The organism is Bacillus sp. SKDU12 (assembly GCF_010093085.1).
Lineage (GTDB): Bacteria > Bacillota > Bacilli > Bacillales > Bacillaceae > Bacillus > Bacillus mexicanus.
Genome location: NZ_MSRC01000017.1, coordinates 96775 through 120611, shown reverse-complemented (window position 1 = coordinate 120611; position 23837 = coordinate 96775). Strand labels below are relative to the sequence as shown.

Genomic DNA, 23837 nt, shown 5'->3' with positions numbered 1-23837 from the left:
ACCGGCAGGGCTTTTCAGGTTATTTCGCAAATGCCTCCTGCAGCAAGCGGTAAGAATGAAGCTTATCTTCAAAATGATGCGTAATGGTCACCGCCATTATTTCCTCTGTTCCATACGCATGACTCAAAGCTAACAGCTGCTCCTTCACCTGTTCTTTCGTGCCGACAATCATGCGATTTCGATTATCTGCAATTCGTCTCTGTTCATACGAGGAATATGTATTTCCCCGAACAGCTTCGAATGAAGGAACTCCTTCTAAAGGAATGCCCTGCTCTCCAGCCAGAAGTGTAAAATCAAGCACAGCCGCAAGCTCTTCTGCCTTCTTCTCCGTGTCAGCACAAAGAACAAAAACAGCGACTGCCGCTCGGGGCGCATCCCCCAATACAGACGGTTTAAATCGTCTATGATACTGTCTGACTGTATCCTCGCCGCCCTCTCCATTGATAAAGTGGGCAAACATATAGCCAGCGCCTGAATCAGCGGCAAGCAACGCGCTTTCTCCCGATGAGCCGAGCAGCCACACATCCGGTGCGGTTGAAATATGCGGTGCAGCCGTGAGATTCGGAAAACGGTGTTTATCATCCGCCAAATCATGCAAATACATGGTCAGCTCCTTGATTTGCTGCGGATACTGATCGGCATTCCGCTTTCCGCCGTCATTCAGCGCCCATGATGCGATCGGCATTCCGCCCGGTGCCCTGCCAAGTCCAAGATCTATTCTTCCCGGAGTCAACCCTTCCAGCACCCGGAAATTCTCAGCGACTTTATAGGCGCTGTAATGCGGCAGCATGACCCCGCCTGATCCAACGCGAATTCGCTTTGTTTTCGCCGCGATATGACTAATCAGTACCTCGGGGCTTGACCCTGCCAACCGCTTTGAAAAGTGATGTTCAGACACCCAAAACCTCTTATATCCAAAGTCCTCAGCAGCTTGCGCCAGCGCAACAGTTTGCTGTAAAGCGGTTTCTGCACTGCTGCCCTCTGTCACTGGGGACTGATCTAATATACTTAATGAAATCATCGCTACCACCTCCTCACCATCGTATCACTGATTCCTTATTTTTTCTCCAAAACCGCTCACTCTGCTTATCAGTGTCTCCCGATTATTTGTCATTTATTTGTGACAGCATGTCTCTATTTGTCGGAATATGTTACACGTGAAACATAAAAAACCTCTCCAAAGCGGAGAGGTTTATTTTAGTTTTTATTAAAGCCTTTTTCTTTCACATAATCATTTAAATACGTACGCGGCTTCTGCTTCATAAAGTTCAGAATTTGATCAGACCATGTTTCTTCTCGTTTTCCGTTTGTTCTTTCTCTGTAATAATCAGAGATTGTTTGATCATACGCATTCATGGTTTCACGGAAATCGTCTATGTTCTTATTATACGTATTCTCATGATAGACAGCCTGCTTTGGCAATCTCGGCTTTTTGCCGGATACGTTCGCAGGGTGGCCTACTGCCAGTCCGAAAAGCGGGAGCACATGGTCAGGTGTTTGCAGCACCTCTGCCACCTTGTCCAGGTCATTCCGAATACCACCGATATAGCAAATACCGAGTCCCATCGATTCAGCGGCAATGCTCATATTTTGCGCTGCCAGCGCCGCGTCAATCGAGCTGACCATAAACATTTCCGTATTCTCAAGCAGTTCAGAAATATCTTCGCCTTTTTCTGCAGCCAGTTGTTGATGACGGTACAAGTCCGCACAAAATACGAAAAAGTGTCCGTTGTTCTCAACGTAAGGCTGCGGTCCTGCAAGCACAGACAGCTCATGTTTCTTCTCAGGATCGGAAACACCGATAATGGAATACGCCTGCACATAGCTGGACGTAGACGCAGCCTGCGCACTTTTTACTAATGTATCAATTTCTTCACCTGTCAAAAGCTGATCAGTAAATGACCGAATTGACCGGTGGTTCAAAATGGTTTCAATTGTGTTATTCATCATAAGAACCTCCTTATCTCTTTTTATCATATCCGAAAAAAACGAAACTCAAAAGCAAAATGCTCTGCAATAAAAAAAGACAGCCTCCAAAAAGGCTGTCTGCATTAAGAATTAAAAAGATAACTTCTGTATTTCGTCAGCTGCACACTCGCGTTATACACAATCCCGAAGCCGATTAGCGTAGAGAGTGTCGAGCTTCCCCCGTAGCTGATAAACAGCAACGGAATCCCGGTAACAGGCATGATGCCGATGTTCATTCCGATATTTTGAAATGTATGAATCACAATTAACGCCGTAAATCCAACGCAAAAGAAAGATGCAAAACGGTTATACGGATGTATCTTATCAATCAATACGACAAGTCTGTAAATTAAGAAGAAGAACATGATAACGACAAAAGCACAGCCTAAAAATCCAAAAGATTCACCTATTATAGAGAAAATGAAGTCAGTCGTACTTTCTGGAACATAAACCTTTAAATGAGAAATACCATTTCCTAAAATGCCCCCAGATCCTATAGCCATGACAGCTTGATCAACTTGCCATCCGCTATCATCATTCTGTGTATCATTTGAATTAGAAACCCAAGAAGTGACCCTCTTAATTTGATATTCCTGTATTCCGACTGATTGAGCAGCGTCGGGAAAGTTTATCATTACTAATAAAACGATTGAAATGAGTAAGATACCTGAACCAGCAATGATTGTAATCAGCTTCCAATTGATCCCCGACATAAAAACCATTACAAGAACGATAAACATACAAATACCCGCTGTCCCCGCATCTTGCATCAAAATAAGAACAACTGGGACAACTGCAACACCCGCGATCTTTAATAAGAGGTATATATCATCTCTTAGCGTCCGAACTCCTTTAGGATTAGCTTTTCCGATGACTGAGGCAATCATCATAATCAAACCGACCTTCATGAACTCTGAAGGCTGTATGGTTAGCCTCCCAAATCTAAACCAACTTTTTGCTCCTTTAATGACCGGTGCAATGGACTCAGGGCTGATTTTCAAAATAATCAAAGATAAAATACCAATGATAAAAATATATAAACTTAATTTTTCAAGCTGTTCTAAATCAAAGTACAAAATCACTGTGATGGCAATAGCCCCTAACAGATAAAACACAAGCTGCTGTATCCAGTCTGAGCTCCCATACTGCCCAAATTGACCGGCAGCATAAATTGATACTACACTTATAATAAAAAAAACACTAAATATAAAAATCAAATCCCCCTGATAAAAGGGGTTTTGCTGTTTCTTATATCGACTCATTCTATCCCGCCTTACATTTTCATCGGAAAATCACTAATGTTTATTATACATGAACCATCTTCAAGATGACACGTGAAGCTCGTTTCCATTTATGTTTTTTGCGCATTTGTGGCGCTTTTTCAGCTACACGAAATATGACGTATCATAAACTGAAATGTTTCGATTGACACAAAACTTTTCAAATAAAAACCTCCTTAAAGGAGGTTCTGTGATATAAACTATGCGAATTCATTAAAACTTCAGCATCTATACATTCTCCTGCCAAATGTCTCTCTAAAAATAAGACGATAGGTCCAGACCTTTTCCGCAAAAGCGTATATCAATTTTTGGAAAACATGGTATAATAATTGTAACAGAATGTTCAAAAAACAATCACAAAACAGACACAACTCAGTTCCTCTATTTCATTTTTGTAAACGTTATCAAAAAATGAAAGGAGACGGGTATAATGGACATGTTTTTTGCTTATTTACTGGTTGCCAGCGCAACCCCCCTCTTTATTTGGCTTGATAACAAAAAAGTCGCACTCTCAGCCATTCCGCCAATCATTTTAATGTGGGTTTTCTTCTATTTTTACGCAACAGAAAGCCTTTCTCCACTCGGACACACTCTCATGATTGTCTTGTTTGCCGTCAACGTCATTGTCGCTCATATCGCCGCATTTATCATTTACGGACTTCCGTATCTTCGCAGAAAGCGAAGCAGCTGAAAACAGCAAAAAACCCTCTTCTAACGAAGAGGGTTTTTGTATTATTCGTTATGGCCAGAGTGCTCTGAGTGTTCAGTGCCTCCAGGAGGATTTCCGTCCATATGGTCACCATGATGATAGTGAGCCGCGAAAATCCAGATTGAGCCAAGTACGATAACAATCGCGCCGAAAAATCCGAACAGCGTGTTTCCGACTTGAATCGTGCCGTTTTCGCTCTCTCTCATGTGCATAAACATGAGAAGCTGCAGCGCCGCCTGAATAAATGCGAAGCCGAAAATGATCCAAAGTTTAGCTGATGGACTCAATTCAGTATACACTGCAATCCAAAGAGCCAGCAGGGTCAAAACGATAGAAAGTGCAAAACCTACAACGTGCTTCCATGGAAAGTGACTGTGTTCAGCAGATTTGTTTGCCATTTTACAGACCCCCCAATCCCATGAGATAGACACCTGTAAAGATGAAAATCCATACAACATCTAAGAAGTGCCAGTACAAGCTTGAGATAAAGATTTTAGATGAAGTTTGCGGAGTTAAGCCGCGTTTCTTCAACTGAATCAGAATTCCTGCAATCCAGAAAATACCGATTGTTACGTGAGTTCCGTGAGTTCCAAGTAATACAAAGAATCCAGACCAGAACGCACTTGTACCGAGAGATGCTCCTTCATGTACATAGTGGACAAACTCGTTGATCTCGCATCCGACGAAGCCAGCACCGAGAAGAAGAGTGATAATTGTCCAAATGACTACGCCTTTTAAACTTCCGCGGCGCATTTCATGAACAGCGATCCCGCAGGTGAAGCTGCTGATAAGCAGCAAGAACGTCATAATCATTACCAGATTGACTTCAAACAGTTCGTCCGGTAAGACACCTCCTGCTGTTCTGTTTTTAAGAACGAAGAAGGTTGCAAATAGTGTTGAGAACAACACAATTTCTGCCCCTAAAAAGATCCAAAACCCGAGAATATTAAGTCTGCCGGTTTCAGATTGATATTCCATAGGCGCGTTAGAATTGCCGTGTTCTGCATGTTCCATAACTCACGCCTCCTTATTCGGAAATCTTTCTTTCCGTCTCTTTTATTTCATCAACACTAACGTAGTAGCCGTTGTCGTATTCGAATGAACGCAGAACCATGCAGAGCAAGACTCCAATCAATCCGACTACGCCCATCCAGTACCATTCAAAGACAAGTCCAAAGCCGGCGAGACCGAAGGCAACAGACATAAAGAACGGTCTGCCTGAGTTGCTTGGCATATGAATTTTCTTGAATTTGCTTTCAGGGTATAATTCAGTTTTTTCTTCTTTCATATGCAGGAATGCATCTTGAGATTTAACTTCAGGAAGCACCGCAAAGTTGTAATGCGGCGGAATCGCAGAAGAAGTCGCCCAATCAAGCGTACGTCCCACACCCCATGAATCTCCGCTGATTTCACGAGTAGAGTAACGGAAGCTGTAGTAGATGTTATAGCAAAGGATTAAGAATCCTATACCCATCATGAAAGCTCCGACAGTTGAGATAAAGTTCAATGTTGTCCAGCCGTCATTCGGTCCGTATGTGTAAATACGGCGAGGCATGCCTTGAAGCCCCAAGAAATATTGAGGGAAGAAACATACATTGAAACCGATCATAAAGATCCAGAAGAACCATTTTCCGATTCTTTCGTTCAGCTTGTGACCGAACATTTTTGGATACCAGAAAATAAATCCTGCGAAACAAGCAAATACAGTACCCGCAATCAGCACATAGTGGAAGTGAGATACAAGGAAGTACGTATTATGATATTGATAATCCGCTGCTGCCATCGCAAGCATAACCCCTGTAACCCCGCCGATCACGAAGTTCGGAATGAACGCAAGCGCCCACAGCATAGGCGTTGTAAAGCTAATTCGGCCTTTATACATTGTAAAGAGCCAGTTAAAGATTTTAACCCCGGTCGGGATTGAGATTGCCATTGTCGTAATTGAGAAGAATGAGTTAACGGACGCACTGTTCCCCATTGTGAAGAAATGGTGAGTCCAAACTAAGAAACTCAATACGGAGATGGCGATAATAGAACCAACCATCGCTTTGTAACCAAACAATTGTTTTCTTGCAAAGCTTGAGATGATTTCTGAGAAAATACCGAACGCCGGAAGAATAACGATATATACTTCAGGATGTCCCCAAATCCAGAACAAGTTAGCCCAAAGCATTGGCATACCGCCCGCTTCCAATGTGAAAAAGTGAGCGCCGAACAAACGATCAAAAGATAAAAGTGCTAATGCTACTGTAAGAACAGGGAACGCAAACACGATAATAACCATTGTGATCAGTGTTGTCCAAGTGAACATTGGCATACGCATTAATGTCATGCCTTTTGTTCTCATTTTTAAGATTGTTACCATAAAGTTGATCCCTGTCATCAGGGTACCGATACCTGCAATCTGAAGTCCGAGGAGGTAATAGTTCTCACCCGGCCCAGGGCTCATGTCGTTACTTGCAAGCGGCATGTAACTTGTCCAGCCTGCATTCGGAGAACCTCCGATAACGAAAGAAATATTGAAAAGCATCGCCCCTACGAAGAACGTCCAGAAGCTTAGGTTGTTCAAGTAAGGGAACGCAACGTCGCGCGCACCGATTTGAAGAGGTACAACAACGTTGATAAGACCGATTAAGAACGGCATCGCCATGAAGATGATCATGATTGTACCGTGTGTTGTAAAAATTTCATTATAGTGGTTTGAGTCTAAAAAACTGTTATTCGGAAGCGCTAGCTGGGCGCGCATCATCACGCCGTCGACACCACCGCGGAAAAACATAATTACAGCAGATATAATATACATAATTCCGAGTTTTTTATGGTCAACGGTAGTTATCCATTCAGACCAGAGCCATTTCCATTTTTTGAAGTAAGTCAGTACAAAGATGATGGCAATGGTTGAAAGCGCAATGGAAACTTGTGCGCCCAAAATTAATGGGTCACCAGTTACGAAAAATTCGTCCCATCTCATTTTCATGCGGGCTTCCTCCTTTCCTGATCAAATATCATTCTTCTGTATCATCAGACTTCTTAAATTCATTTTTCTTTACGTTTTCAAACGGATCTGTTTTAGAGTGCGGAGAAACAGCTTGATAGCCTAGGCGTTTGCGCGCTTCCATCGCGTACTCAGCATCTTGTCCGTGATCAACGTATTTTAAGTGAGTGGAAGAGAACGTTAATTCGTCCACATTTTCAGGAAGCATCAATTCATCATACTTCTCTTTTGTCAGCTTAGGAGACTCTTTCTGAGTCTTTTTCACCCAGCTGTTAAAGTCTTTTTGCGTGACTGCATTTACATCAAACTCTTGGTCTGCAAAATGTTCACCTGTGAAGTTCGCGTTGCGGCCTTCGTAAGTTCCCACTTTATCGGCCTGTAAGTATTGATCCATCAGCATGCCTGCCATCGCGTATTTTTGTCCTCCAAGCTGAGGAATCCATAGCGAAGCCATAGAATCTGCAGATGCAATTTTGAACAAGATCGGGCGGTCGACAGGAATGTTTAAGTAGTTGACCGTTTCAATATCTTGTTCCGGGTAGCTAAATACCCATTTCCAGTCTACCGAAGTAGCATAAACAACAAGAGGCTCTTTGTCCTTTGTTGCTTCAGGAGCTTTTTCTAATGAATATATCGTCTGTACGGTTGGCACAGAAAGTGCAATGACGATTAAAATTGGGATCACTGTCCAGACTACTTCTAAGAACGTGTTACCATGAATTTTTGGGTTATAAGATCCATTATCTTTGCCTTTACGGTCGCGGTATTTTACTAAGATAATGGTAAATAGAACAAAGACAACCCCGACAATAAACAGCATAAATCCGATAGATAACAGGATTAAATCACTTTGCTGTTCAGCTACAGGTCCTTTTGGATCTAATACTGAAGCATTGCTGCATCCCCCAAGGACGAAAACCACAGTTAACAGCGCTAATACAAGCAACGGTTTTAATGCTCTGAACAAGAAGATCACCATCCTTCCTATTGGTGTAATAAATCTGAAGTGCAACTTCCTCAAAATCTTTTCTTTACTTTGTTATGCTATCAAAAAGTTCACATATTAGCTTTATTTTTTTCTAAACTTCATCCCTTTTTCGCTTAAATGTCATAAAATCGACAAAAAATGCTCCAACTTTATTCACATCTATCGCTTAAGATGAAAAGTTTTTAGATATTTCCGCATATAAGTAAAGAAAGATAGTGAAGAATTATTTCTGACAAGTAAAGGTTTACCATAATAAAAAACCTAGGTCAATCAAAAGTTTCATTTTGTTAAACTTTTTAGATAGAAATGATTTTTCCTTGTCTAGTACCATTTCACACAGTTACCATTTTAACGCAACCATTTTTGAAAAAAAAGGCTTAGTAAAGCGTCGATATGCTCTGAATTGTTTCCATTTTTTATGAAAGCATTCAAATGTTTATCAAATATCAAACAGTGGAATGATATAAACAAATAAATCGAAATAGGATGTGTTATATGATGAGTTTCATTATTTCTCTTATTGTCGCTATTATTATCGGTTGGCTTGGCAGCCTGTTTGTGAAAGGAGATATGCCCGGAGGAATTATTGGGTCTATGATCGCAGGCCTTATTGGTGCCTGGATTGGACATGGGCTTCTTGGAACATGGGGGCCGCATCTAGGAGGATTTGCGATCATTCCTGCGGTAATCGGCGCAGCAATTGTTGTATTTCTAGTAAGTCTATTAACCAGAAGAAAAGGCTAAAAATAACGATGCCCAAAGTGTCAGCGCTTTGGGCATTTGTTTTGCGAGAAAACCAGAAAAGCCTCAGCTTTCATGGCTGAGGCTTTTGACTCGTTTGACGCCTAAATGATTGATAAACCTTTTGAAGGCCTGTTTGCCCTCCGGTGTCTGTTTAAATACACCTGCGTGTTCAAGAATGCGCGTGAATACGTGTCCAAGCTCTTCCTTTACGACAAGATCCGCATTCTCTTTTGTTATTGTTCTTTTTCCCCTCAACTGAAGAGCCCATTCCTTATGCTTTGCTGTGAGCGGGTTTTGCTCTAAAGCTGTTTTCGGATCAGCAGAGCAGAGCGCCGCTGCCGTTTCTTTCATTTCTTCCTGTAAACGCCCCGGCAATATTGCCAATCCCATGACTTCAATCAGGCCGATATTTTCCTTTTTAATATGGTGGACTTCCTGATGAGGATGAAATATTCCTAATGGATGCTCCTCATCCGTCCGGTTGTTTCTCAGCACGATATCGAGCTCGTACAAGTCTCCCCTGCGCCGCGCAATCGGTGTGACCGTATTATGGGGCGTATCGCCTGTAGATGAGGCGATGCCTGCTTTTTCATCGGAATACGTTTTCCATGTGCGGAATATATGATCAGCAGCTTCGGCGATACAATCCGGATTGTTTCCTTGGAGTCTGAGCACGGACATCGGCCACTTCACTAAGCCCAGCGTCACGCCGGGATAATCATTTAATTCATAAACGTCTTCTGCTTGTGCACGCGCCATCGGAAAATCGTGCGCCCCGCCTTGGAAATGGTCATGGCTTAGGATGCTGCCGCCGACAATCGGCAAATCCGCATTCGAACCGATAAAGTAATGCGGATATTGCCTGAGAAATGACAGCAGCCTTTCAAATGTTTTTCTGCTGATCTCCATCGGTTCATGCTCACCCTTTAAGACGATGCAATGCTCCTGATAATAAACATATGGCGAGAACTGCAAGTACCATTGTTCGCCTTTAAGGATGACCGGAATGATTCTGTGGTTTTGCCGAGCTGGGTGATCCACGCTTCCCTCATACCCGACATTTTCTTTACACAGCAAACACAGTGGATAATTTACCTGCTTCTGCTCTTTTGCAGCGGCAATCGCTTTAGGGTCCTTTTCAGGTTTTGACAGATTAATAGTCATTTCCAGCTCACCATATTCGGTCGACACCGTCCAATGAACGTTTTTGGCGATCCTGTCAGACCGGATATAATAGATATCCTCTGAATATTGATAAAATTCCTTTGTCGCCTGTTTTGGCCCGTATAATGCTTTTGTCTCTTCAAATTTGCGGATGACCTCAGATGGCGCAGGCACAAAACATCCCATCAGCTTTGCGCTGAGCAGGTCGCGGTATGTATCTGTATCCGCTTCCATTCTCCCGGTTTCCACAGCCCATTTGTAAATAGGAGCAAGCAAATCCGGCAGGCGTTGCGCCTGTTTGATCGATGTGCGAGAGACCGGCGCGGGAGGTTTAATGTCCAATGCTTCATAAAGACGGTTTCTCGTATATGCCTGATCCCAGATCGAAATCAGTTTTCGTTCCAGCCCATATTCCAACAGCTGTTCCAGATGTTCAACGATGCTCATATGTCATTCCCCCTTCAGTTCTCTCGCTCCCTCTCCGATATCAGCGACATAAAAATCCGCTTTGAGTCCTGTTTTTTCTTGATATCTATCTCCAACCTGCTGGATAAAATCATCCACAAACGCATCCTTTACAATGCTGATGGTGCAGCCGCCGAAGCCCGCTCCCGTCATTCTTGATCCAATTGCGCCTTCATGTCCCCATGCCGCAAACACAAGCTCATCAAGCTCTGGGCAGGTCACTTCATAATCCTCCTTTAATGAAAGGTGGGATTCCTTCATTAACCGCCCAATTTCGTCTATATTGTTTTCTCTGAACATACGGGCTGTCTTGATGGCACGTTGATTTTCATATACGGCGTGCTTTGCACGGCGCCTGTTCGTTTCATTTTGAATCAGGCTGGAATGGGCGAAGAAATCAGCGGGCTTGATGTCGCCCAATGAGGCAATATCAAGTGCTTTTTGCAGATCAAGCAAGGCGTCGCTGCATTCTTTGCGTCTCTTATTATAGCTCGAGTCTGCCAATGTCCTTTTTTTGTTGGTGTTTGCGATGACCATCGTGAGATCAGAGACATCGAGTTTGCTATATTCATAGTCGAGTGTGTCGCAATTCAGAAGTATCGCATGATGTTTTTTCCCCATTCCGATTGCGAATTGGTCCATAATCCCGCAATTGACACCGATGAATGAATTTTCCGCATGCTGCGCCATTTTGACAAGCTCCAGCGTACCCACTTCAGAATGAAAAAGGCTTTGGAGCACGACTCCCATCAGCAGCTCAATAGAAGCGGAAGATGAAAGTCCCGCCCCATTTGGAATATTCCCTGAAAATACAATGTCAAAGCCGCGGGGGATGGAGTAGCCTCTTTGCTGAAATTCATAAATGACGCCTTTCGGATAATTCGCCCAGTCGTCTTCTTTTTGATAGCGGATGTCATCAAGGCTGCATTCCTTGATACTTGCGGCCTTAAAGTTGTCTGAATACATCCTGACCATCCTGTCGTTTCTCTCTGCAACAGCAGCATATGTACCTATTGTAAGCGCGCATGGAAACACATGCCCGCCGTTATAGTCTGTATGTTCGCCAATCAGATTCACTCTTCCAGGTGCGAAAAAAAACCGCAACCCCTCTTTTTCTCCGAATACACTGGAAAATATCCCCTCTAGCTCTGCCTGCATGCACAATCACCTTTCATGGTTTTTATTTATTATTTCCCCCTATTTCTTCAGGGAAAACGGTCTTTTATACTGATGACCCTCTCATACCCCTTCTTCTTTTGTCTTTTTAAAGACAATCCATTTACTTGCCACATAGTTCACGACAACAATGACCGCGTTGTCGAGTATTTTTGCCAAGGTTTCATTTGTGTTGAACAGGCTGACAAGAATGATCATCATGCCTAAATCTATACCGAGAGACAGGACGCGAACACTGAAAAAAGCAGTGATTTCTTTCAACAGGCTCTGCAGGTCATGTGTTTTTTGCTGAAACACATATAATTTATTTGTAATGTATGCAAACAGCACGGACAAGATCCAAGCGACAACAGTAGCGGCTTTGTAATCCATATCTATGACCTCTGCAAAAATATAAAAGCTGGCGATATTCACAATGGTAGTGAAAACCCCCATAATGATATACATAATCATTTCTCTATACTTCACTGATGTTCCTCGCTTTCTGAAAAACTTTTCAACATTTTCGGGCTCGTGTGCTCTCTTTCAGGCGTAATGAAGACAGAAAGTGCGTCTGAAAAACTGCGAAAGGCGGCGGGCTTGCCCAATACGTATGATCGCTTGATGATTCCGTCGAGCACTGCACATATTATTTTAGCCGTATATCCCGGTTCAATACAGGAGTCAATCAGCTTTCTCTCCTTCAGCCACTTCATATATAACGCATTTTCTTCCACCCACAATTCGTACAGCCGGACATAGGCCTTGCACGTCTAAAGGACTTTATATGTCGGCATATTCATAGCAAAAGACGTAATGTCCCAAAACGGCTTATTGATGTAATAGGAATAAAGCAGCTCTGCTGATATCCTCTACAGAAACCGGATCATACGCTCGGTTAATCAACAAACTCAGGCCAGCATCTAAAAAACTTTCAAATGTTGCTTCCCTTTACATTTGAAAGTTTTTTTCATATTTTCTCCAGACAGTATGATTATCCTTATCTTACACCGGATCAATCTTTAGCGGTATTTATTTCTTTAAACGGCTATGCTAATCGGTTTCGCCGAGGTCATTTTTAATAGGCTAATTGATTTATTTTCATTTACATACTATCCAGTCAGTATTTAATTGTTTATTATTATAAATAAGATTCATTGGTTATATTAGTCAATTTTTTAGGGAATAGGTAGGTGGTTTTTCCTTCAGTTTGTGAATACCGAGCAACTATGTGTGAAATTTGTTGTACTCGCCTCATCATCGCGCCGGCTTATCAATATGCCCGCATGTTGCAGGAGAACATTTTATACAATTGGAGGTTACTATGAAAACTCATATTAAAAAAGAATTGGACAAAGATTGGCATATGTTAATGCAAGAAGCTAGATCCATTGGGTTAGGCATTCATGATGTGAGACAGTTTTTGGAATCTGAGACAGCATCAATAAAAAATTATCCTAAAAAAACCGTCCGCCAAGACTAACTCCGAACAGGCGGATCTATCACCTCTGGCTTTTCTATCATCTGATCTGAGTTTTCACCATATCCTCTATTCGAAAGCGAATGCTGCGCCGCCGGGCTTAGAGAACGGTGTGTCAGCTCCTCTACGACAGACAGCCGGTGATGTATAACCGGGCTCTGGCAAACAGCAGCTTCGCTGAGAACAAGCTGCATTCGGTGAGGTTTTGATAGCAGCTACGTTTATATGCGGCCGAGTTGGAAAACCTTCGTCTGTCTTCATACACTCGCATTCCTAGCTTACGACTTCCTTTATCATTCTCCAGATACTCATTATCAACGCATAAACCAGACTTTCAGTACATACCTATTGGTGTACCTTTTTACTTACTTTTAGCGAATGTAAGGGAGGATAGCCATGAACAAAACTGATTACAAACAGATTGCTGCAACACCGGCTTTTCAAGCTTTTTTAAAGCAGAAACGCGCTTTTATTGTTCCTTCTGCGATTTTCTTTTTTGTTTTTTATTTTTCACTTCCTGTTTTGACGTCTTATTTTACCTTTTTGAATGCTCCGGCCATCGGAGCTGTTTCATGGGCTTGGCTGTTTGCCATCACCCAATTCGCGATGACCTGGATCCTGAGTACGGTATATTCCCGAAGAGCAGCTCATTTCGATCGTTATGTAAGCGCTTTAAAATCAAGTCTGAAGGGTGAGCAAACATGAATATGACGGCTTTTCTTTTATTTTTAGCGATTGTCGCTCTGACGCTTATTATCACGTATTTTGCCGCGAAACAGACGAAAACGACGAGTGAGTTTTATACAGCAGGCGGCGGGCTCACCGGTGTTCAGAATGGACTGGCAATTGCCGGCGACTACATGTCCGCTGCCTCTTTTCTCGGGATTGCCGGAATGATTGCGTTATATGGGTTTGATGGGTTCTTTTACAGCATTGGTTTTTTGGTGGCTTACCTCGTTGTCTTATATATCGTGGCGGAACCGCTGCGGAATCTTGGGAAGTACACCATGGCGGACATGATCGCTGCTCGTTTTAAAGAAAAGAAAATCCGCGGTGTCGCAGCTCTCAATACCATTGCCATCTCCACTTTTTATATGATCGCCCAGCTTGTGGGAGCGGGTGCGCTGATCAAGCTGCTGCTTGGATTGGATTATACCGTGGCCGTCCTCATTGTCGGAGTGCTAATGACCATTTATGTCGTGTTCGGCGGCATGATTGCGACAAGCTGGGTTCAAATAATTAAAGCTGTTTTACTGATGGCCGGCACACTCGTCATTTCAATCATCGTGTTTTCAAAATTTGGCTTTAGCCTTAATACCATGTTTGAGCAGATGAAAACGGCAACTCCGCTTGGCGCTGATTTCTTAAACCCCGGAAATAAATACAAGGTGCCGCTTGAGACCCTGTCATTAAACTTAGCACTCGTGCTGGGAACCGCCGGCCTTCCGCATATTTTGATCCGGTTTTATACCGTTAAGGATGCCAAGACCGCCCGGACATCTGTTGTATCAGCGACATGGATTATCGGTGTATTTTACATTATGACGGTGTTTCTCGGCTTCGGCGCCGCTGCTTTTGTCGGTTATGAAGCGATTACGGCGGCAGATCAAGCGGGAAATATGGCGGCGCCTCTTTTGGCAAAAGCGCTCGGGGGAGATTTTCTGTTCGCATTCGTGTCAGCCATCGCTTTTGCCACCATTTTAGCGGTCGTGACAGGATTGGTGCTGTCGGCGGCCTCAGCATTTGCTCATGATATTTACAGCCAGATCATCAGAAAGGGAGAAGCAACTGAAAAAGAACAGATGAAAGCGGCCAGATGGGCTTCTGTCACCGTGTCAGTGCTCTCGATTCTCCTCGCGATTTTTGCACAATCATTAAATGTGGCATTCCTTGTCGCACTTGCATTTGCGGTAGCGGCAAGCGCTAATCTCCCGCTGATTGTGTTTACGGTCTTCTGGAAGAGATTCAATGCCTCAGGCGCTTTGTGTGGCAGCCTGACAGGCCTGATCAGCGCGCTTGTGCTTGTGTCGATGAGTCCTAGTGTGTGGGATCCGTCCGGAGGTGCCATTTTTACCGGAGACCCGCTTATCCCGCTTTCTAATCCGGGCATTATTTCTATCCCGCTAGGCTTCCTCGGCGCGTGGCTCGGAACAGTGCTGTCGCCACATAAAATGGTTGATGAAGAGACGTTTGCGGAAATACAGGTGAAGGCGCATACGGGTATTCATATGGAGCAGGAGTAAAATGAGAGCAGGATGTGGGCGGCGGCGTTGAGACAGACCGTCTAAGCCCATCTCAACGGCCGCCCCCGCCAACGCTCCTCATTTGAGGAAGTCGCGTCTTTGAATTTGTTGTTCATGCTGTTCCAAAATTCCTTTTATAGCACATTTGCAATCTCTGACATTTATCTTCCCGCTTTAAATGTTTGAATGTTTTCGCGAAACGTGCGTGCGGCGCCTTCTGGATCCTTCGCCTGGCTGATGGCGCTGATCATACTGACACCGTCAGCCCCAGCTTGGATAACAGGAGCGGCATTGTCGATTGTGATGCCGCCGATGCCGACAATCGGTATTCCAATACCTTGGCGGCGAACTGCTTCGATAAGAGATACCCCCTGTACGGCTCTCGTATCCTTTTTCGTTTCTGTCGGATAGATTGGCCCGAGTCCAACATAATCGGCCCCATCCTCTTCAGCTTTCTTTACCTCAGACATTGTATGGGCGGAAACACCAAGAATCATATCACCTATCGCATTTCTTACTTCTGTTGCGTTTGCATCTTCCTGCCCGATATGGATACCGTCAGCCTTCAGTTTCAGTGCAAGCTCTACATCATCATTGACAATAAACGGAACACCGGCTTCACGGCAGGCTTCCTGCACATTTTTAGCGAATTCAATCCGCGCCTCTCCTGTCAGCGCGTCCCTGCCCTTTTCACGAAATTGGTACAAAGTGGCGCCGCCTTTTAATGCTTTTTGTATGACGGTAACCGGAGCGGCTTTTGTATTGTTTGATCCCATAATGAAGTAAACAGACAATAACTCTTTTATCATTTCCCGAGAAATACGTGTCATGAGACAGTCACCCTTTCTATTCTCGCCAGTTCTTGGACATCTTGTTCAGTAACAGATGAAAGCTTGTTCAGCAATTCAATCTGAAAGCTTCCCGGCCCTTTATTAGCTGTCTCCTGCGCGGCAAGCTGAGCTGCAACTCCATAAGAAGAAATAGCAGCGAGAACCGCAGACAATGAATTTTCTTCCACAGCGCAAAATGCACCGACAACAGACGTCAGCAGGCAGCCGGCACCCGTCACTTTCGTCAGCAGTTTGTGGCCATTACGAAGGGTATATACACTCGACGTATCGGCTACCACATCCGCTTCGCCAGTAATCGCAATGACTGTATTTAGTTTTTGTGCCGCCTGCTGGGCCAGCCGGATGCTGTCCCCTCCGCCTTCCCCCGCGTCAACACCTTTAATCAGCCAATCGGTCACGCCGACGGTATGGGCAATTTCAGCAGCATTTCCTCTGATCGCAGAGAGGCGCACCTCACGAATGATGTCACGCGCCGATTCGGTACGGAACGGTGTGGCTCCAGCGCCGACAGGATCTAGTATGACGGGGACGCCATAATCATTGGCTGATTTTCCCGCAATGACCATGGCTTCGACTGATTCCTTGCTCAGCGTTCCAATATTTAAAACGAGTGCACCCGCCATCTTTGCCATATCGGCAACCTCTTCTTTTGCGTATGCCATGACAGGTGATGCGCCGAGGGCGAGCAGGCCGTTCGCTGTAAAATTCGTTACAACATTATTGGTTATGCTGTGTACCAGAGGGCAGTGCTGACGGACAGCAGTAAGACATTTTGCTGCTGATTGTGCATCCATTTTTCATCATCCTTCACTCTCTTTTTTCGAGTCCCATAAATACGATTTCGTATGGTCGAGCCAAGCTCTGGCCGCAAAGGGCAAGTAGCGGTCCTTTCTCCATATAATGGCCAGGTGCCAAGGAATGACTGGATCAATAAGCGGAATGATCTTCACTTTTTCCGGGTCAAGCCCGCGGCAGATTCGTTCCGGTAAAAGCCCGATTCCAAGGTTGGCTGACACCATCTCACTGATAAAATCCCATTGCGAGGTTTCATAAATGATATGAGGCCGGAACCCAGCCTTGATACATTCCGTCATAATTCGATTGTGCAGGACAAAATCCTCCCTGAAGAAAATAAAGGGCTCGTCCTTCAGCTCCCAGAGCCGGCACTCTTTTTCGTCAGCCAGCCGGTGGGAAGGGTGAACGACAAGCATTAAGGTTTCTTTTACGATTGTAAACGAATGAAAGATATCTTCGTTTGCGGGAAGAACGACAACACCGATATCAAGAGAGCCGTCCCCGACGCCTTCTTGAACTTTTATAGAACCGTCTTCGACCAGCTGAAAAGTGATATTCGGATAATTTTCGCGGAAATTGCCGAGCACTCGCGGGAAAAATCCCGACCCGATCATCGGCGGCAGTCCAATCCGAACGTGTCCTTTCTTGACCTCCATAATATCATTTAGTTCTGATGTCAGGTTTTGAAATGATTTAATAATTTCCTGCGCCTGTACATACATACTTTGGCCGGCGTCAGTCAGTTCCACCTGTCTGCCGTTTCGGTAAAACAGTTCGATCCCAAGCTCTTCTTCTAAATTTTTGATCATTTTTGATATCGTCGGCTGAGATACATAAAGGGATTGGGAAGCCTTCGTAAAGCTTTTTAAACGGGCGACTTCCAAAAAATATGTTAAATGGCGGATATCCATGTACTTCACCCTTTCTATAGACAAAAGGAATACTTATTATTCTTTATATATATTTTACCTATAGCGAGACATTATGTACAATATGAATATAAGGGAGGCATCAATATGAAAAAACTGTTGCTAACCGTTATTCAAATCGCTCTGTTATTTATATTTGCTCGGCTGATTAATTGGGTGACAGCCCTTCTTCATATAAATATTCCCGGCAGTATAATTGGGATTGTGATCCTTTTCACATTATTGCACTTTAAGATCATCAAGCTTGAATGGGTAGAGCTTGGCGCTGCGTGGCTTCTCGGGGAGCTGCTTTTATTTTTTATCCCGTCTGCCGTCGGAGTGATTGAATACGGAGACATTATGTCGAAATTTGGTGTCAGCATTCTGCTTGTTGTCATCATCAGTACGTTTGTCGTGATGGTGTCTACAGGAACGCTTACACAAATCATTGCAAAAAGAAAGGAGAATAAGCATACGTGTTCATCGGAATTGTAAGTTTGTTTTTAACGGTTTTGGTATATGTAGGTGCTAAAAAGGTATATCAACGCTTTCCGCGTGTCTATACATCGCCGCTATTGGTGACACCTGCTGTGTTAGTCGGTCTGCTGCTGGTAGTGAATGTTCCGTACGAGTCATATAATCTTGGCGGCGGCTTTCTGACCGATATGCTTCAGCCTGCCACCGTGGCATTCGCGATCCCGCTATATAAATATTTCCCTGTTTTAAAGAAATACGCAGTGGAAATTATTTTGAACGTGGCCGTCGGCTCATGCATCGCGATTATTTCAACCGCTCTTATTGCAAAATGGCTTCACCTTGGCACAGGCTTAATTGACAGCCTCGTTCCAAGATCAGTGACAACGCCGATTGCTATGAACGTATCTGAAATGATCGGCGGTATGCCTGCCGTAACAGCAGTGTTTGTCATTTTAACCGCTTTGCTCGGCACAATGATCGGCCCAATGGTCATCCGCTATTTCCGCATCGATAACGAAATTGCGCGGGGCGTGCTGCTCGGCACAAGCGCACATGGAGCAGGAACGTCTAAAGCATTTGAACTCAGCTCTGTGTCCGGCACGATTTCCAGTGTGTCGATGATCTTAGCTGCGATCATGACGCTTTGTGCGGCGCCGATTTTACTTTCGTTTATGTAAAAACTGTCCTTTTCAAGGACAGTTTTTTTTATGTGCTTCTCCTTATTGAAAAGCTGCAGAATTCCAATATAATGTATTTGTGGATACTAAAGGAGGCACCCCCATGCACAACTTGCAGGTGAGACGGCATTACGCCGCGTTAAAGGGATTTTATTTGTTTGCGTTTCTTGGCACAGGCAGCATTATCCCTTTACTCAGTATGTATTTAACGAAAGAACAGCATTTGAGCGGATCACAGGTTGGTTTGATTATGTCCCTCGGCCCGATTGTGATGATTTTCTTTCAGCCATTTTGGGGCATGCTGAGCGATTATACGCAAAAAACAAAAAGCCTGCTTGCGGTTTGCACATCGATTACGGGTATCATTGGTTTAGGCTATATTGCATTTGACGGCTTTCCGCTGCTTATTTTGATAGCGGCCTGTTTTGCAGCCTTTCAAAGCACAATTATTCCGTTATCGGACAGCATTTCGCTAAGGTACACACACGAAACAAACGGAAACTACGGCGGAATCCGCCTGTTTGGTTCTCTCGGTTTCGGACTCGCAGTGTTTGTCATGGGGCAGGTAACAAATCAGCTGTATCCCCTTCACGTGATCTTTATCTTTGCCTGTGTCTTTCTGTGCGTTGCCGCCATATTGGCCTCCCAAATGCCTGGCCAGCAGAAATCAAAAACAAAGGCCAATATCCGCAAAGGATTCCGGGAGCTTATCAGTAACAAAACGTTCCTCATCTTTATGATCATCACCTTTACGACATTTGCTCCAAACTTAGCGAACAATACGTATTTCAGTCTTTTTCTGGACGAAAGCGGCGCATCACTTTCCGCTATCGGCGTTTTATTTTTCATTGGCGTGATTTCGGAAATTCCATTTATGCGATTTGCCCAAACATTGATAGATAAAATGGGGCTGCTCAACATCATTATGCTGTCAGGCGGAATTTCATTATTCAGGTGGGTGCTCTATTTCACTGCGCCTTCATTATGGATCATTTATGCGACAGTTTTTCTTCAAGGAGCCGCCATCGGTTTATTTATCCCGGCGGCGCTTCAATATGTGAAAAAAATTACCCCAAGCCACGTGGAAGCGACGGCGCTGACCATGTACGCCGCTATCGGCAATGGATTCGGCAACTGGTTCTGCACATTTGCAGGCGGATATATTTTTGACTACGTGTCAATCTTTGCAGTTTACTTGCTTTTTGGCATTCTGAGCATAGCAGGCTTTGGACTGACATTATATTTAATGAAGGCTGAAAAAAACAAACATACTCTTCATCATCAAGCTGTTACTTTTAAACCATAATGACGATAATGAAAAAGAGAGAGGATGTGCACGATGAACGGACAAGAGCGAAACAGCATTTCAAAAGGAGTACAGGTTGATATTGTATTGAAAGCAGATCAAAAAACAGGAAAACTGACGAGAGGGACAGTGAAGGATATTTTGACGAAATCAAGCTTTCATCCGCACGGCATTAAAGTCCGGCTTGAAGACGGCCGCATCGGCCGCGTCCAGAAAATCATTTCCACATAAAAAAAGCTGCTCCTAAAACGGGCAGCTTTTTGCTTTATTTTTTCTGGAGAAAGACCACTTTTAAATAGTTGCCTTCCGGAAATGCCGAAGTTGTTTTGAAATCCTCTGGCAGTGTAAATTCCTCAATGATGGTGTAGCGTTCATTTGTTTCTTTAAAGGCAGCATCAATAAAGCCTTTGAATTTCTTCATGCCGAAGGCGCTGCTGTTTGTGGAAGCAACGATGATGCCCTTGTCAGCTGTGATCGCGATCGTTTCCTTTAACAGGTTTTTGTAATCCTTGGCCGCGCTGAAGGTGCGCTTTTTTGTCCGTGCAAAGGAAGGCGGGTCGAGAATAATTAAATCAAAACGGAGATTCTTTTTCGCCGCGTATGAAAAATAGTTAAACACGTCCATTACCTTAATATCGTGTGCCTCGTAATCGAGCTTGTTCACGCTGAATTGCTCGATCGTTTTGGCCAGGCTTCGGTTTGCCACGTCCACGCTTGTTGTTTTTTCCGCTCCGCCAAGCGCCGCTGCCACGGAGAATGCACCCGTATAAGAAAACGTATTTAACACTGTTTTTCCTTTAGCATACCGGTCTCTGATCGCCTTGCGCACATGTCTCTGATCCAAAAAGATACCCGTCATGGCGCCTTCATTTAGATCAACCGCGTATTGAATGCCGTTTTCCTGAATAATGAGCGGGAATTCGCCTCTTGTCCCTTTCAAGAAATCATCATCTTCAACATACTGTCCAGCCGTGTCGAAGCGCTTTTTCTCGTAAACCGCTTTATAATCAAGATTCAGTTCATCCAAAGCGGAAATCAGCATGTCTTTAAAAGTGTAAATGCCTTTGCTGTACCACTGAACCAGCAGGTAGCCGCCATAATAGTCGATTGTGACGCCGCCGATGCCGTCGCCTTCGCCATTGAACAGGCGGAAAGCCGTTGTATCTTGGGCGGTGAATAGTTTGGCGCGCGCTTGAACCGCTTTTGTTAATTTGCCGAGAAAAAATGCTTGGTCAATCTGTTCATCTTTGTTGCGGGTGAGCGTCCAGCCGACCCCTTTGTTTTGCAGACCATAATAGCCTCGCGCGAGAAACTCGCCGCTTTCTGACACGATATCAATGAGGTCTCCTTCTTTCACATGTCCCGCACTCCCTGCGAGAGCTTCCTTATCGATGAGCGGATAGCCTTTTTTGATTTTTGCAGCGTGTGCTTTCTTTAAGGTGAGTAGCTTCATATCTGTTCGTCCTCTTTCTGTTTGCTTTCCCTTATCGTACCACAAAACGCCAAGATGTCTGCATTGACAGAAAGGAAAGGTTTTTCTACGATAGACAAATAAGAGTTACGAGGAGGAACAGCATGGCAAAACGAATTGATCATACAGGCATTATGGTAAGAGATATGAACGCGTCCATCACATTTTATGAAGAGGTTCTCGGCATGAAATTGAAGGATCGCATCACACATACGAACGGTGTGATCGAGCTTGCTTTTCTCGGCTTTGAAGACGGCCCGGAAACAGAAATTGAACTGATTCAAGGCTACAGCAGCGAGCTTCCCGCCGAAGGAAAAGTACATCACATCGCCCTGCTGACGGATGACATCGCGGCTGAATATACAAAAGCGGAAAGAATGAACGCGAAATTTATCGATAAAGAGATCACAACACTTCCAAACGGATACCGTTATTTTTATATCGAAGGTCCTGATGGTGAGTGGATTGAGCTCTTTCAGCGTTAAAAATAAAGAACGTACATGCTGAGATGTACGTTCTTTTTTCATCTATACCAGCTCATATACGTTGACTCATCGCAAATCATGGCTCCCCAGCCCATACGCAGAATCAATTCATTGATGTTTTCACCTTTAACACCCATAAACACAAAGTCCTTTTTATCAGTCAAGATGAACTCTGTGACAGCAATATCAAATCTGTCTGCAAGTTCGACTCAGTTATGTTCGGAAAACAGCTAGAGGACATATTTCCCTTACATGAAACAGATTGCCTTTTCCCCTTATTTTTTTTTCGATCACATAACATTCTTCTCCCCTGCTTCAGCCGCACTCTCTTCCTTCCATTTTTGATAGTCCCATATTCTGAAAAACGGATAGTAGAGGACGCAGGTGATCAGCAGATTCACCAGCTGCATAACGGCGCCTGATACTTTTCCGCCTGTCGCCAGGTAGCCTGATATGAGCGGCGGCATTGTCCATGGCACGGCGATGCCGGCCGGCCTAGCCACCAGTCCAGTGCTCATGCCGATATAAGTTGCGGTTATTGTAAGGAGCGGTGCGATGATGAACGGAACGATAAGAAGCGGGTTCATGACAAGCGGCATGCCGAAAATGATCGGCTCGTTAATATTAAATAGCGCAGGGCCAATCCCCAAGCGGCCAAGCTGCTTCATTTGTTTGCTCCGTGAGCGTACCAGCATAGTCAGGACAAGCGCAAGCGTCGCTCCGCTTCCGCCGACATTGATCCAGATTTGAAAAAATTGAGTCGTAAAAATACTTGGCAGTGCCTCACCCGCCTGAAACGCGAGACGGTTAGCATCCATCGCGCCATACCAAATCGGCGCCATAATTCCGCCGATGATGGAAGCTCCGTGAATCCCGCATGACCAAAGCAGCATCTGTACAAATTCAGCGATCAGGCTTCCGCCGAGACTGCCGCCAAGAATCGAAAGCGGTGTGCCAAGCAGATCTCCTACGACATTGTGCAGGCTCTGAAATGGCGTCATTTCAATCAACAGACGTGCCAGCCATACGAAAAACACAATGATAAAGCCGGGAATCAGCGCGACAAATGATTTACTTACCGCCGGCGGCACGCCGTCTGGCATTTTGAAAACGATATTTATTTGAATAATGTACCGGTACATTTCCGTTGAAAACAAAGCGATCAGCATAGCGACAAATAAACCTTTGCTGCCAAGCAGTGTAATTGGGATTCCGCCGCCGACTAATGTGGATTCGGTTGAACCATCCGGCGTAAACGGCACCTCAAACGGTGTTGCCAATAGAAATGCTGCAATTGATATCGCGCCAGCCGAAAGAGCATCAACGCCATAGCTTTCCGCAAGACGATAAGCGATGCCAAAAGCGGCGATCATCGCCATAATATCAAATGAAGCATTAACGGGATAACTGAGCTTATCCGCCCACTCTTCCCCAAACACACTCGCCATGAAATCTGCATAACCCGGAATCGGCAGGCTCGTTAAAATCAAAAAGACAGACCCGATAATAATCAGCGGCATGGTTAGGATAATTCCGTCACGCAATGCGCTGAGATGCCGCTGTCCGGCAATTTTCCCGGCGACCGGCATTATTTTTTCTTCCATCACCCGAGTGAATGCGGTCATCTGAATAGCCCCCTTTTTCATTGCTTTGTGAACAACCTTCGCAATGTTTTC

Annotated in this window: 26 protein-coding genes and 2 pseudogenes; 10 read left to right on the top strand and 18 right to left on the bottom strand. The window is 44.4% G+C overall.

What is annotated here, in order from left to right; translation table 11 throughout:
• Window positions 1-19: 19 nt before the first annotated feature.
• The 3 genes from BTW01_RS14830 to BTW01_RS14820 form a co-directional block, all read right to left on the bottom strand.
• Window positions 20-1021 (bottom strand): LLM class flavin-dependent oxidoreductase, encoded by a 1002-nt coding sequence (locus tag BTW01_RS14830; RefSeq protein WP_162103768.1) that lies wholly within the window; start codon window positions 1019-1021, stop codon window positions 20-22.
• 176 nt (window positions 1022-1197) lie between these two features.
• Window positions 1198-1947 (bottom strand): oxygen-insensitive NADPH nitroreductase, encoded by a 750-nt coding sequence (gene nfsA, locus BTW01_RS14825; RefSeq protein WP_162103767.1) that lies wholly within the window; start codon window positions 1945-1947, stop codon window positions 1198-1200.
• 104 nt (window positions 1948-2051) lie between these two features.
• The gene (locus BTW01_RS14820) at window positions 2052-3230 is read right to left on the bottom strand and encodes an FtsW/RodA/SpoVE family cell cycle protein (protein WP_162103766.1); all 1179 of its coding nucleotides are present in this window, start codon (window positions 3228-3230) and stop codon (window positions 2052-2054) included.
• A 445-nt stretch (window positions 3231-3675) separates the two neighbouring features.
• Here BTW01_RS14820 and ywcE point away from each other — a divergent pair, with 445 nt between their 5' ends.
• Window positions 3676-3939 (top strand): spore morphogenesis/germination protein YwcE, encoded by a 264-nt coding sequence (gene ywcE / locus BTW01_RS14815; protein ID WP_162103987.1) that lies wholly within the window; start codon window positions 3676-3678, stop codon window positions 3937-3939.
• Window positions 3940-3980: 41 nt separating this feature from the next.
• Here the strand turns inward: ywcE and qoxD are convergent, their stop codons facing one another.
• Genes qoxD through qoxA form a run of 4 tightly spaced genes read right to left on the bottom strand, consistent with a single transcriptional unit; the run spans window position 3981 to window position 7928 of the window.
• Complete coding sequence (gene qoxD, locus BTW01_RS14810; protein ID WP_162103765.1) at window positions 3981-4355, bottom strand: cytochrome aa3 quinol oxidase subunit IV; 375 nt, start codon at window positions 4353-4355, stop codon at window positions 3981-3983.
• Window position 4356: 1 nt separating this feature from the next.
• Entirely contained in the window at window positions 4357-4971 is a 615-nt protein-coding gene (qoxC, locus tag BTW01_RS14805) for a cytochrome aa3 quinol oxidase subunit III (protein WP_162103764.1), read from the bottom strand.
• Window positions 4972-4984: 13 nt separating this feature from the next.
• Window positions 4985-6934 (bottom strand): cytochrome aa3 quinol oxidase subunit I, encoded by a 1950-nt coding sequence (gene qoxB, locus BTW01_RS14800; protein ID WP_162103763.1) that lies wholly within the window; start codon window positions 6932-6934, stop codon window positions 4985-4987.
• Between the two features lie 28 nt (window positions 6935-6962).
• On the bottom strand, window positions 6963-7928 hold the full coding sequence (gene qoxA / locus BTW01_RS14795; RefSeq protein ID WP_162103986.1) for a cytochrome aa3 quinol oxidase subunit II: 966 nt from the start codon (window positions 7926-7928) through the stop codon (window positions 6963-6965).
• Between the two features lie 510 nt (window positions 7929-8438).
• Between qoxA and BTW01_RS14790 the strand changes: the two genes are divergently transcribed.
• Window positions 8439-8684, top strand: a complete 246-nt coding sequence (locus BTW01_RS14790; protein WP_162103762.1) for a GlsB/YeaQ/YmgE family stress response membrane protein — start codon at window positions 8439-8441, stop codon at window positions 8682-8684.
• A 63-nt stretch (window positions 8685-8747) separates the two neighbouring features.
• Here BTW01_RS14790 and galT read toward each other — a convergent pair whose 3' ends face one another.
• From galT to BTW01_RS14770, 4 genes and pseudogenes are all read right to left on the bottom strand, one after another.
• Complete coding sequence (gene galT / locus BTW01_RS14785) at window positions 8748-10295, bottom strand: UDP-glucose--hexose-1-phosphate uridylyltransferase (RefSeq protein WP_162103761.1); 1548 nt, start codon at window positions 10293-10295, stop codon at window positions 8748-8750.
• Window positions 10296-10298: 3 nt separating this feature from the next.
• Window positions 10299-11471 (bottom strand): galactokinase, encoded by a 1173-nt coding sequence (locus BTW01_RS14780; RefSeq protein WP_162103760.1) that lies wholly within the window; start codon window positions 11469-11471, stop codon window positions 10299-10301.
• Window positions 11472-11552: 81 nt separating this feature from the next.
• Window positions 11553-11936 carry a GtrA family protein gene (locus tag BTW01_RS14775; protein WP_162103985.1) on the bottom strand — a complete coding sequence of 128 codons (384 nt, stop codon included), beginning with the start codon at window positions 11934-11936 and terminating at the stop codon, window positions 11553-11555.
• A gap of 17 nt (window positions 11937-11953) precedes the next feature.
• A pseudogene (locus BTW01_RS14770) lies at window positions 11954-12419 on the bottom strand (hypothetical protein); the annotation flags it as partial.
• A gap of 373 nt (window positions 12420-12792) precedes the next feature.
• Here BTW01_RS14770 and slrA point away from each other — a divergent pair.
• Window positions 12793-12951 carry a transcriptional regulator SlrA gene (gene slrA, locus BTW01_RS14765; protein ID WP_162103759.1) on the top strand — a complete coding sequence of 53 codons (159 nt, stop codon included), beginning with the start codon at window positions 12793-12795 and terminating at the stop codon, window positions 12949-12951.
• 66 nt (window positions 12952-13017) lie between these two features.
• Here the strand turns inward: slrA and BTW01_RS14760 are convergent, their stop codons facing one another.
• Window positions 13018-13209 carry a hypothetical protein gene (locus BTW01_RS14760; RefSeq protein WP_162103758.1) on the bottom strand — a complete coding sequence of 64 codons (192 nt, stop codon included), beginning with the start codon at window positions 13207-13209 and terminating at the stop codon, window positions 13018-13020.
• Window positions 13210-13344: 135 nt separating this feature from the next.
• On the opposite strand from BTW01_RS14760, the gene BTW01_RS14755 reads away from it, so the two are divergent.
• A complete protein-coding gene (locus BTW01_RS14755) occupies window positions 13345-13653 on the top strand; it encodes a DUF485 domain-containing protein (protein WP_162103757.1) in 309 nt (102 codons plus the stop codon).
• Entirely contained in the window at window positions 13650-15191 is a 1542-nt protein-coding gene (locus BTW01_RS14750; RefSeq protein WP_162103756.1) for a cation acetate symporter, read from the top strand. Before BTW01_RS14755 ends, BTW01_RS14750 begins: the two co-directional genes overlap by 4 nt.
• Before the next feature lie 161 nt (window positions 15192-15352).
• Here the strand turns inward: BTW01_RS14750 and thiE are convergent, their stop codons facing one another.
• The 3 genes from thiE to cidR are packed head-to-tail and all read right to left on the bottom strand — an operon-like array spanning window position 15353 to window position 17748.
• Complete coding sequence (gene thiE / locus BTW01_RS14745; RefSeq protein WP_162103755.1) at window positions 15353-16021, bottom strand: thiamine phosphate synthase; 669 nt, start codon at window positions 16019-16021, stop codon at window positions 15353-15355.
• Window positions 16018-16836 (bottom strand): hydroxyethylthiazole kinase, encoded by an 819-nt coding sequence (thiM, locus tag BTW01_RS14740; RefSeq protein ID WP_162103754.1) that lies wholly within the window; start codon window positions 16834-16836, stop codon window positions 16018-16020. Before thiM ends, thiE begins: the two co-directional genes overlap by 4 nt.
• A gap of 6 nt (window positions 16837-16842) precedes the next feature.
• The gene (gene cidR, locus BTW01_RS14735; protein ID WP_162103753.1) at window positions 16843-17748 is read right to left on the bottom strand and encodes a cidABC operon transcriptional activator CidR; all 906 of its coding nucleotides are present in this window, start codon (window positions 17746-17748) and stop codon (window positions 16843-16845) included.
• Between the two features lie 105 nt (window positions 17749-17853).
• On the opposite strand from cidR, the gene BTW01_RS14730 reads away from it, so the two are divergent.
• From BTW01_RS14730 to BTW01_RS14715, 4 genes are all read left to right on the top strand, one after another.
• Window positions 17854-18240 carry a CidA/LrgA family holin-like protein gene (locus tag BTW01_RS14730; protein ID WP_162103752.1) on the top strand — a complete coding sequence of 129 codons (387 nt, stop codon included), beginning with the start codon at window positions 17854-17856 and terminating at the stop codon, window positions 18238-18240.
• Window positions 18222-18899, top strand: coding sequence for a CidB/LrgB family autolysis modulator (locus BTW01_RS14725; protein WP_162103751.1), 678 nt, complete (start codon window positions 18222-18224; stop codon window positions 18897-18899). The genes BTW01_RS14730 and BTW01_RS14725 overlap by 19 nt, the downstream gene beginning before the upstream one ends.
• 103 nt (window positions 18900-19002) lie before the next feature.
• Window positions 19003-20205, top strand: coding sequence for an MFS transporter (locus BTW01_RS14720; RefSeq protein ID WP_162103750.1), 1203 nt, complete (start codon window positions 19003-19005; stop codon window positions 20203-20205).
• Between the two features lie 33 nt (window positions 20206-20238).
• Window positions 20239-20436 carry a YwbE family protein gene (locus BTW01_RS14715; protein ID WP_162103749.1) on the top strand — a complete coding sequence of 66 codons (198 nt, stop codon included), beginning with the start codon at window positions 20239-20241 and terminating at the stop codon, window positions 20434-20436.
• Window positions 20437-20470: 34 nt separating this feature from the next.
• On the opposite strand, the gene BTW01_RS14710 is transcribed toward BTW01_RS14715, so the two are convergent.
• A complete protein-coding gene (locus BTW01_RS14710; RefSeq protein ID WP_162103748.1) occupies window positions 20471-21658 on the bottom strand; it encodes a class I SAM-dependent rRNA methyltransferase in 1188 nt (395 codons plus the stop codon).
• A gap of 122 nt (window positions 21659-21780) precedes the next feature.
• Here BTW01_RS14710 and glxA point away from each other — a divergent pair, with 122 nt between their 5' ends.
• Window positions 21781-22161 carry a glyoxalase GlxA gene (gene glxA, locus BTW01_RS14705; RefSeq protein ID WP_162103747.1) on the top strand — a complete coding sequence of 127 codons (381 nt, stop codon included), beginning with the start codon at window positions 21781-21783 and terminating at the stop codon, window positions 22159-22161.
• Between the two features lie 38 nt (window positions 22162-22199).
• Here glxA and BTW01_RS18510 read toward each other — a convergent pair.
• Window positions 22200-22381: pseudogene (locus BTW01_RS18510) on the bottom strand (DUF2711 family protein); the annotation flags it as partial.
• A gap of 70 nt (window positions 22382-22451) precedes the next feature.
• Window positions 22452-23786 carry a PTS cellobiose transporter subunit IIC gene (gene celB / locus BTW01_RS14695; RefSeq protein ID WP_162103746.1) on the bottom strand — a complete coding sequence of 445 codons (1335 nt, stop codon included), beginning with the start codon at window positions 23784-23786 and terminating at the stop codon, window positions 22452-22454.
• Window positions 23787-23837: the final 51 nt, after the last annotated feature.

Excerpts from the sequence above, each read along its gene's own strand:
- BTW01_RS14830 (WP_162103768.1), bottom strand. The coding sequence starts at position 1,021 with ATGATTTCATTAAGTATATTAGATCAGTCCCCAGTGACAGAGGGCAGC.
- nfsA (WP_162103767.1), bottom strand. The coding sequence starts at position 1,947 with ATGAATAACACAATTGAAACCATTTTGAACCACCGGTCAATTCGGTCA.
- BTW01_RS14820 (WP_162103766.1), bottom strand. The coding sequence starts at position 3,230 with ATGAGTCGATATAAGAAACAGCAAAACCCCTTTTATCAGGGGGATTTG.
- qoxD (WP_162103765.1), bottom strand. The coding sequence starts at position 4,355 with ATGGCAAACAAATCTGCTGAACACAGTCACTTTCCATGGAAGCACGTT.
- qoxC (WP_162103764.1), bottom strand. The coding sequence starts at position 4,971 with ATGGAACATGCAGAACACGGCAATTCTAACGCGCCTATGGAATATCAA.
- qoxB (WP_162103763.1), bottom strand. The coding sequence starts at position 6,934 with ATGAAAATGAGATGGGACGAATTTTTCGTAACTGGTGACCCATTAATT.
- BTW01_RS14790 (WP_162103762.1), top strand. The coding sequence starts at position 8,439 with ATGAGTTTCATTATTTCTCTTATTGTCGCTATTATTATCGGTTGGCTT.
- galT (WP_162103761.1), bottom strand. The coding sequence starts at position 10,295 with ATGAGCATCGTTGAACATCTGGAACAGCTGTTGGAATATGGGCTGGAA.
- BTW01_RS14780 (WP_162103760.1), bottom strand. The coding sequence starts at position 11,471 with ATGCAGGCAGAGCTAGAGGGGATATTTTCCAGTGTATTCGGAGAAAAA.
- BTW01_RS14775 (WP_162103985.1), bottom strand. The coding sequence starts at position 11,936 with ATGTATATCATTATGGGGGTTTTCACTACCATTGTGAATATCGCCAGC.
- slrA (WP_162103759.1), top strand. The coding sequence starts at position 12,793 with ATGAAAACTCATATTAAAAAAGAATTGGACAAAGATTGGCATATGTTA.
- BTW01_RS14760 (WP_162103758.1), bottom strand. The coding sequence starts at position 13,209 with ATGAAGACAGACGAAGGTTTTCCAACTCGGCCGCATATAAACGTAGCT.
- BTW01_RS14755 (WP_162103757.1), top strand. The coding sequence starts at position 13,345 with ATGAACAAAACTGATTACAAACAGATTGCTGCAACACCGGCTTTTCAA.
- BTW01_RS14750 (WP_162103756.1), top strand. The coding sequence starts at position 13,650 with ATGAATATGACGGCTTTTCTTTTATTTTTAGCGATTGTCGCTCTGACG.
- thiE (WP_162103755.1), bottom strand. The coding sequence starts at position 16,021 with ATGACACGTATTTCTCGGGAAATGATAAAAGAGTTATTGTCTGTTTAC.
- thiM (WP_162103754.1), bottom strand. The coding sequence starts at position 16,836 with ATGGATGCACAATCAGCAGCAAAATGTCTTACTGCTGTCCGTCAGCAC.
- cidR (WP_162103753.1), bottom strand. The coding sequence starts at position 17,748 with ATGGATATCCGCCATTTAACATATTTTTTGGAAGTCGCCCGTTTAAAA.
- BTW01_RS14730 (WP_162103752.1), top strand. The coding sequence starts at position 17,854 with ATGAAAAAACTGTTGCTAACCGTTATTCAAATCGCTCTGTTATTTATA.
- BTW01_RS14720 (WP_162103750.1), top strand. The coding sequence starts at position 19,003 with ATGCACAACTTGCAGGTGAGACGGCATTACGCCGCGTTAAAGGGATTT.
- BTW01_RS14715 (WP_162103749.1), top strand. The coding sequence starts at position 20,239 with ATGAACGGACAAGAGCGAAACAGCATTTCAAAAGGAGTACAGGTTGAT.
- BTW01_RS14710 (WP_162103748.1), bottom strand. The coding sequence starts at position 21,658 with ATGAAGCTACTCACCTTAAAGAAAGCACACGCTGCAAAAATCAAAAAA.
- glxA (WP_162103747.1), top strand. The coding sequence starts at position 21,781 with ATGGCAAAACGAATTGATCATACAGGCATTATGGTAAGAGATATGAAC.
- celB (WP_162103746.1), bottom strand. The coding sequence starts at position 23,786 with ATGACCGCATTCACTCGGGTGATGGAAGAAAAAATAATGCCGGTCGCC.